Origin of the sequence: Paenibacillus sp. NRS-1781, assembly GCF_050467745.1 — a bacterium.
GTDB classification, from domain to species: Bacteria; Bacillota; Bacilli; order Paenibacillales; family Paenibacillaceae; genus Paenibacillus; species Paenibacillus terrae_A.
This window is the reverse complement of record NZ_JBITPI010000052.1, coordinates 1-1,910: the sequence shown is the minus strand read 5'-3', so window position 1 is coordinate 1,910 and position 1,910 is coordinate 1. Positions and strand designations below refer to the sequence as shown.

The following is a 1,910-nucleotide window of genomic DNA, read 5'->3' as shown; positions in this document are numbered from 1 at the left end:
TGTGCGCCCGGCATGGGCGATAACTTGGCGGTGAAAGTCCGCTACAGGCTTGGCAGTAGGAACTGTTAGCCAAAGGCAAGGGTGTCGGCCGTGAGGCCGAATCTGAAGGAAGCCGGAGGCAAACCCTCGGTCTGACGAACAGAAATCACATAGAAGGCATGATGGGACGGACGAACCTGCATGACATGGCAAAGTCCAATACTGCCCGAATCCCATCATGTAAATGTGGCAGATAGGTGAGGGGAAGGTTATCGCTCTTACCCGGGGAGATCTCACAGACGTGGAGTAGGAAAAAAAAAAAAATCCGAAAGACGGAGTAAAGCTTGCTGTGAGAAGTCAGCAGAGGCCATACTACCGGGAAGTTTTTTTTTCTCGGGAAGGGCCGAACAATCGTAAGTCTTGAGTACATACTGAAAGGAGAGTCGGTGCGATGAAAGCAGAATATCGAAAGGGCTGCCCGCAAAGGGATAGTGTGGAACATGAAGAGTATGCGGGAGCGCGGAGTGCCGAAACTCGGGAAAGTGGAGAAAGAGACGGTGCAAACGACTTGCTGGAGGCGATACTGGACAGGGACAACCTGAACAGAGCCTACAAGCAGGTCAAACGTAACCATGGAGCGCCGGGAATCGACGGAATGACAGTCGAGGCGGCGTTGCCGTGGCTGCGGGAAAACAGAGACGAGCTTCTGCAGAATATCCGGGAAGGCAAATATAAGCCAAGCCCGGTACGTCGCAAGGAAATTCCCAAACCAGATGGAAGCGGAGTGCGGAAACTCGGAATTCCGACCGTAGTGGATCGCATCATCCAGCAAGCCATCGCCCAGCAGTTGCAACCGCTGTTCGAACCGCTCTTTTCGGATGGGAGCTACGGTTATCGCCCGGGGCGGAGTGCGCAGCAAGCCATCCGAAAAGTAAAAGCGTATGCGGAGCAGGGATACGGCCATGCGGTAGAAATCGACCTCTCGAAATACTTCGACACGCTGAACCATGAGCTACTCATGAACCTCTTGCGTAAAGCAATCCAGGATAAGCGCGTAACCGACCTGATTAAAAAGTATCTAAAAAGTGGAGTCATGGAAAACGGAATACGCCGCAAAACGGAAGAAGGCTCTCCTCAGGGTGGGCCGCTGTCGCCCCTTTTAGCAAACATCTATCTGAACGAATTCGATCAGGAGATGAAAAGTCGAGGTGTGACGGTCATCCGTTATGCGGATGACATTGTGGTGCTGGCGAAGAGCAAGCGAGCGGCGACACGGCTTCTGGAATCATGTGGGGCATATCTGGAGAACAGGCTAAAGCTCAAGATGAATGCGCAGAAGAGCAAGGTCGTTAGCGTCGTCGCACAGAAACACTTCAAGTTCCTTGGCTTTGCGCTGGGAAAGAACGGGAGAGGCGTGTATATCCGCGTCCACAGACAATCCCTTGCAAAGGCAAAGAGGAAGCTGAAAGAGTTGACGAGCCGAAGCCAAGGCAGAAACGCCCGACAGGTGATGGAGAACGTGAAGGTCTACATTCGCGGATGGATCGGCTATTTCTATGTAGCCGACATGAAGCGAATCCTGCAAAGCTGGAATGAATGGATGCGAAGGCGGATGCGCATGTACATCTGGAAAGGGTGGAAGAAGCCGAAAACGAAGGTGCACAACCTGCGAAAGCTGGGGATACCGGAGTGGCAGGCCTACCAATGGGGAAATACACGGAGGGGATACTGGCGAGCTGCCGGTAGTCCGATGCTGTCTCGCTCCATAACAAACGAAAGGCTCGTACGGGCAGGGTACTATGACTTCCCTGCACAGTACGAGCGTCTACGACGCAATTGCACTTAAACGGTTGAACCGCCGTATACCGAACGGTACGTACGGTGGTGTGAGAGGTCGGCTACTCAACTAATGGGTAGCCTCCTACTCGATT

The 1,910-nt window shown here is 53.1% G+C and carries 1 protein-coding gene; it reads left to right on the top strand.

Features of this window, described 5'->3' with window-relative positions:
* Positions 1–430: 430 nt before the first annotated feature.
* Positions 431–1,825, top strand: coding sequence for a group II intron reverse transcriptase/maturase (gene ltrA / locus ACIFO6_RS19640; protein WP_430043091.1), 1,395 nt, complete (start codon positions 431–433; stop codon positions 1,823–1,825).
* Positions 1,826–1,910: the final 85 nt, after the last annotated feature.

Excerpts from the sequence above, each read along its gene's own strand:
- ltrA (WP_430043091.1), top strand. The coding sequence starts at position 431 with ATGAAAGCAGAATATCGAAAGGGCTGCCCGCAAAGGGATAGTGTGGAA.